Raw genomic sequence first — 6,156 nt, 5'->3', positions numbered from 1 at the left:
GGGGGCCGCCGGGTTCCCCCCCCCCCCACCCCCCCCCCCGGTAATATTTCCCCCCCCCCACTTGCCGGGCCCCCCCCCCCACCGGGCCCCCCCCCCCCACCCCCGGGGGGGCCGGGGGGGCCGCGGCCACCGCGTCGGTGGCCAGTTCGGTCAGCAGCACCGATACCGCGTCGATACCCATATCGTCGCCACCGAACCGCTCCGGTAGCGCTACCGACAGCAGTCCGGTAGCCGCCAGTTTCGGCCACAGCTCGCTGTCGCGCGCCGCCTCCCGCTCCAGGAGTCCGACGACGACCTCGGCCACCGCCTCCTGAGCTTCGTCTCGGGTGAAGTCCACGTTCTGCTCTCCAGTCGTCGCACGAACTAGCCGGCCGCGTCGCGGGGCAAGCCCAGGATCCGCTCGGCGGCCACGGTCAACAGGATCTGCTCGGTTCCGCCCGCAATCGACAGACAGCGGGTGAGCAGGAATTCCGAGGTATCCTCGGTCGTTCGCGCGCCGGCCGGGCCGGCCACCTGTACCGCGAACTCGGCGACCGCCTGCCGGTGCCGTACACCCACCAATTTGCGCACACTGCTCTGCGCGCTCGGATCGGCGCCGGCCAGGATCCGCACCGCCGCCCGCTGTTCCAGCAGCAGTCCGGCGATCGCATCGGCGACGAAACCGCCCAGCCGGTCGTTGATCAGCTCCGAGCCCCGTCCGGTGGCCGGCAGTTTGGTGATCAGCTCCTCCAGCGCGGGACCGATCCCGTTGCCACTCATGGCGACCCGCTCCGCCGACAGGGTCGAGCGCGCGATCTTCCAGCCGTTGCCCAGCGCGCCGACCACACAGTCGTCCGGTACGAAAACCTCGTCGAGGAACACCTCGCTGAACCGCGCCTCGCCGGTGATCTGCACCAGCGGCCGGATATCGATCCCGGAACTGCGCATATCGACCAGGAAGTAGCTGATGCCCTTGTGTTTCGGTGCGGCCGGATCGGTACGGGCCAGGCAGATCGCCCAGTTCGCTTCCTTCGCCAGCGAGGTCCACACCTTCTGGCCGCGCAGGATCCAGCCGCCCTCGGTGCGTTCGGCGCTGGTGCGCAAAGCGGCGAGATCGGAACCGGCGCCCGGTTCGCTGAACAGCTGGCACCAAACCACTTCGCCGCGCAGGGTCGGCCAGGCGAAACGGTCGATCTGCTCGGGTGTTCCGTGTTGCAGCAGGGTCGGAATCGCCCAGCCGCCGATGGTCAGATCGGGCACCGTCAAACCCGCCCGGCGCAGCTCCTCGGAGATAACCAGGCCGGTCATCGGGTCGGCCGCGCGGCCGTAGGGCTCGGGCCAGTGCGGCATGATCAGGCCCGCCTCGGCCAGCGCGGTGCGCTGCTCGCCGGCCGGCAGGGCGGCGATCCGGGCTACCTCGGTGGCGAGTTCGTCGGTGACGGCACCGGTATCGGTTCCGCCCACCGCGGCCGCATCGGCGAACACCCGGTCGGCGCCGGTGGTGCGCCGCTGCCCGGCGCGGGTGAGTTCGGTGACCCGGCTTCGCCAGTAGGACCCGCCGCCGAGCAACTGGCGCAATGCCACCGCCCGGCGCAGGTACAGGTGCGCGTCGTGCTCCCAGGTGAACCCGATACCGCCCAGCACCTGGATGCAGTCCTTGGCGGTTTCCACCGCGGCGTCGAGGCTGATCGCCGCGGCGATCGCGGCGGCGATGGGCAACTCGGCGGCGCCGGTGTCCACGGCGGCCGCGGCATCCGCGGCGACCGCCCGGATGAGTTCGGTCCGGCACAGCATCCACGCGCAGATATGTTTCACGGCCTGGAAGGAGCCGATACTGCGACCGAACTGCTCGCGGACCTTCGCGTATTCGACGGCGGTGGACAGGCACCAGCCGGTCACTCCCGCGAGTTCGGCGACGGCCAGCGCGACCAGCAGGTCTTCGACGGCATAGGTGGGCGCGAACAGCGCGGCGGCATCGATACGCACATCGGTGCAGCGCACCCGGGCCAGCGGGGTCGCCAGATCGAGTGGTTCCAGCGGTTCCACCTGCAGCCCGGCCGTATCCGGCGGCAGCAGGCACCAGCGCCGGCCCTCCGAGGTGTCCACCGGCAGCAGCACCGCGGTACCGGGCGCGGCGCCGAGCACCGTTTCCCAGGTGCCGCTGAGCAGATTCGCGTCACCGGCGGACCGGAGCTCCGGCACCGCCGGGCCCGTGGCAGGCTCGGCCGCATCTGCGACGACCGTATCGAGCGCGACCCCGCAGGGTTGGTCCTCCGGTAGTGCGCCGGCCGTCACATAACCGGCAGCCGCCGTCGTCAGCACCGGGCCGCCGACCAGGTCGTGTGCCGCCTGTTCGAGGAAAACGGCCAGATCGGTCACCGATCCGCCCGCGCCTCCCGACTCCTCGTCCACGGCTACCTGGAAGATTCCGAGCTCGGTCAGCGTTGGCCAGTACGAACGCCAGAAGCCGGTGGTCTCGGCCCGCATTGTTGCAATCGGTTGCGCCGCTGCGGCCCATCCGCTCATCGACTGTTGAACGGCTTTATGCTCGTCAGTGGTGGCGATGGTCACAGTCCATACCGCCTTTCCGGCGTGACTCCCACACCTAGAACATGTTCTAATATCCACGGCGGGCGGAAGTCAAGACACGATCCCACCGGCCGCGCTCGCGCTCGAACACGTCACGGAAAGGACCTCCCCTCCATGGCCAGCCCCTCCCGTTCCCGGCCCGGCGATTCGGATGCGGCCCCGGTCGCGCCCGTCACCACGCTGCGGGAGGACGAACTGAGTTCGACGGCTCAGCGAGAGCGGCGCAAGCGGATCCTGGACGCCACCCTGGCCCTGGCCTCGAAGGGCGGCTACGACGCGGTGCAGATGCGGGCCGTCGCCGAACGGGCCGATGTCGCGGTGGGCACCCTGTACCGGTACTTCCCGTCCAAAGTGCATCTGCTGGTCTCGGCTCTGGCCCGGGAATTCGAGCAGTTCGAGGGCAAGCGCAAACCGCTGGCCGGCAAATCGCCGGAGGAGCGGATGCATATGCTGCTCTCCCAGATCACTCGCATGATGCAGCGCGACCCGCTGCTGACCGAAGCGATGACCCGGGCGTTCATGTTCGCCGACGCCTCGGCGGCCGCAGAGGTGGATCGGGTCGGCAAGGTGATGGACCGGGTGTTCGCCCGCGCCATGAACGACGGCGATCCCACCGAGCGCCAGCTCGCCATCGCCCGCGTCATCAGCGATGTGTGGCTGTCGAATCTGGTTGCCTGGCTCACTCGCCGGGCCTCGGCGACGGATGTTTCCGAACGCCTCGAATTGACCGTCGACCTGCTGCTCGGCAACCGCTCCTGACCGGCTGACCCCGCTTTCACCGCAGCCGCCGAGGCCTCCACCGGGTCGCGTCGGCGGCTACCATGATCCGTGTGGGCTGCGCAGGCGGCCGCCCGCACTTCCCGCCGAATCGGACCGGCGATGATGACACAGTATTGTCATGCGCGCCCCCTCTTAACGAAAACTCCGATCAATAGGTTGGATGCGTGAGCGCACAGGATCTGCCACTGGAACTCCGCCGAGCGCTGGCGACAGTCGCGCGCGTGCCTCGGCTGCTGGTCGCATCGGATTACGACGGGACTCTCGCGCCCATCGTCTCCGATCCGTCCAAGGCGTACCCGCACGGTGAGTCCGTCCGGGCGTTACGCGCGCTGGCCGGGCTCACCGGCACCACGGCCGCGGTCATCTCCGGCCGGGCCCTACGCGACCTCGCCGCACTGTCCCGACTGCCGGTAGAAGTGCAGTTGATCGGCAGTCACGGCTCGGAATTCGACGTGGGTTTCGTCCACGCCATCGACAGCGACGCCAGACAGCTGCTGCGTGAGGTGGTCTCGGCCCTGAGCAAGATCGCCGCGGAAAATATCGGCGCCTCCGTGGAGGTCAAACCGGCCAGTGTCGCGCTGCACGTGCGCAACGCGGCGCCGGAGGTCGGGCGCCGCGCGCTCGACCAGGCCCGGCTGGGTCCGGCGTCCTGGGTCGGCGTGCAGGTGACCGAGGGAAAGGCCGTGATCGAACTGGCGGTCGTCCCCACGGACAAGGGTTCCGCGCTGAGCACCGTGCGGCACCAGGAGAGCGCCTCGGCCGCGGTGTTCTTCGGTGACGACGTCACCGACGAGAAAGCCTTCCGGGTGCTGTGCGGTCCCGATATCGGAATCAAGGTCGGCGAGGGCGAATCCCTGGCCAAATATCGGGTCGACAGCACCGAGGCGGTCTCGCACGCGCTGGCCTATCTTCTCGAGGAGCGCCGCACCTGGCTGGCCGGCGCCAGCGCGCCACCGATCGAACGCCTGAGCATGCTCGCCAGCCCGCGCTCGGTGGCATTGCTCACCCCGGACGCCACGGTGACCTGGTTCTGCCATCCCGAACCGGATTCCGCGGCGGTATTCGCGCATCTGCTCGGCGGTATCGACGCCGGACATTTCTCGATCACACCGCAGCGCCCGGGTCTGCCGCTTTCGCAGCGGTATGTCGACAGCACCATGACCGTGGAGACCCGCTGGGCGAAGCTGTCGGTCGTCGATTATCTCCCCCACGATGTGGACCCGAACCGCACCGACCTCACCCGCGTGATCACGGGCACCACATCGGCCCAGGTGACCTTCGCGCCCCGCCCCGAATTCGGCCAGGTGCCGGTCTCCATCGAGGTGGAACGCGACGGTCTGCGGGTATGGGGCACCAACGACCCGGTGGTACTGCGCTCCCCCGGGGTCGCCTGGGAAATCCACAGCGACGGTGTGCACGATTCGGCCACCGCCGTCGTCGACCCGTCGCAGGGTCCGGTGGTCCTGGAGCTGCGCTGCGGTTCGAAGGATCTCGGCCCGGCCGCCACCAGCGAACCGGAACGCCGCCGGATGGCGGAACTCTACTGGTCGGAATGGGCGCGGACGCTGGACCTGCCGACCCTCAAGCCCGACCTGATGAAGCGCTCGGCGCTCACCCTGCGCGGCCTGGTGCACGCCCCGTCCGGTTCCATCCTGGCGGCGGCCACCACCTCGCTGCCGGAGGATATCGGTGGAGTACGGAACTGGGACTACCGCTACTGCTGGTTGCGTGACGCGGCATTGACCGCGAGCGCACTGGTCTCGCTGGGTTCGCTGGGCGAAGCCGAGCAGTACCTGGACTGGGTGCATCGCGTACTGGAAACCCTGCCCGGGCCCGAGCGGCTGCACCCGCTGTACACCATCTACGGCGAAACGCTGCCCCCGGAGGCGGTGATCGATCAGCTGCCCGGCTACGCCGGCTCGCGTCCGGTCCGCGTCGGCAACGCGGCGAATATGCAGGTGCAGCTGGATGTCTTCGGCCCGATCGTCGACCTGATCACCACCCTCGCCCACGCCCGGGAGAAGCAGGGCATCACCGATCCCCGCAAGGTGCTGCCGGATGCGGATTGGGAACTGGTGCACGCCATGGTGTCGGCGGTGCAGCGACGCTGGACCGAGCCGGACCACGGAATCTGGGAGATCCGCGGCAACCCCCGCCACCACGTGTATTCGAAGGTGATGGGCTGGCTCACGGTGGACCGCGCGCTCACCCTCGCCGAAAAGTTCGACCGCCCGGTCGACGCCGACTGGGCGCCGCTGCGCGAAACCATTGCCGAAGAGGTGAAAGCCAAGGGCTGGAACGACGAGGTCCAGTCCTACACCGCCGCCTACGATGGCACCGACCTCGACGCGGCGACCCTGCACATCGGCCTCAGCGGCCTGATCGATCCCGCCGATCCCCGGTTCGCGGCAACCGTGGTGGCCACCGAAGCCGAACTGCGCAGCGGTTCCACCGTCTACCGGTACCACCACGACGACGGGCTGCCCGGCGGCGAAGGCGGGTTCCATCTCTGCGCGGCCTGGCTGGTGGAGGCCTATCTGCTGATTGGTAAACGGTCCGACGCAGAGGCGCTCTTCGCGCAACTGGTGGATGTGGCGGGGCCGACGGGTCTGCTCAGCGAGGAGTACGACCCGGTGGCCGAGCGGTCGCTGGGTAACCATCCCCAGGCCTACAGCCATCTGGGCCTGCTCCGTTGCGCCCAGTTGCTCGGCGCCTGAGCACCTAGCGAGGGATCCGGGGGCGCCCCGGGCCGCCCCCCCGCCGCGGGGGGGCGGGGGGCGCCCCCCGCCCGCGCCGCACCCCGGGGGG

General features: G+C 69.5%; 4 protein-coding genes. 2 read left to right on the top strand and 2 right to left on the bottom strand.

What is annotated here, in order from left to right; genetic code table 11:
• Together QH195_RS13740 and QH195_RS13735 are read right to left on the bottom strand one after the other, a co-directional pair.
• A partial coding sequence (locus QH195_RS13740; protein ID WP_280435640.1) for an acyl-CoA dehydrogenase family protein occupies positions 1–337 on the bottom strand: 337 nt, incomplete at its 3' end.
• A gap of 26 nt (positions 338–363) precedes the next feature.
• Positions 364–2,550 carry an acyl-CoA dehydrogenase gene (locus tag QH195_RS13735; protein WP_280435639.1) on the bottom strand — a complete coding sequence of 729 codons (2,187 nt, stop codon included), beginning with the start codon at positions 2,548–2,550 and terminating at the stop codon, positions 364–366.
• Positions 2,551–2,682: 132 nt separating this feature from the next.
• On the opposite strand from QH195_RS13735, the gene kstR reads away from it, so the two are divergent.
• Together kstR and otsB are read left to right on the top strand one after the other, a co-directional pair.
• The gene (gene kstR / locus QH195_RS13730; RefSeq protein ID WP_280426337.1) at positions 2,683–3,327 is read left to right on the top strand and encodes a cholesterol catabolism transcriptional regulator KstR; all 645 of its coding nucleotides are present in this window, start codon (positions 2,683–2,685) and stop codon (positions 3,325–3,327) included.
• A gap of 185 nt (positions 3,328–3,512) precedes the next feature.
• On the top strand, positions 3,513–6,065 hold the full coding sequence (otsB, locus tag QH195_RS13725; protein ID WP_280426336.1) for a trehalose-phosphatase: 2,553 nt from the start codon (positions 3,513–3,515) through the stop codon (positions 6,063–6,065).
• Positions 6,066–6,156: the final 91 nt, after the last annotated feature.

The organism is Nocardia carnea, from assembly GCF_029868855.1.
Classification (GTDB): domain Bacteria; phylum Actinomycetota; class Actinomycetes; order Mycobacteriales; family Mycobacteriaceae; genus Nocardia; species Nocardia carnea_A.
Note: the sequence above shows the minus strand (reverse complement) of the source record. Positions and strands in the feature narration are given on the sequence as shown.

What these genes read in the sequence shown, in the direction of transcription:
- kstR (WP_280426337.1), top strand. Translation starts at nt 2,683, where the DNA reads ATGGCCAGCCCCTCCCGTTCCCGGCCCGGCGATTCGGATGCGGCCCCG.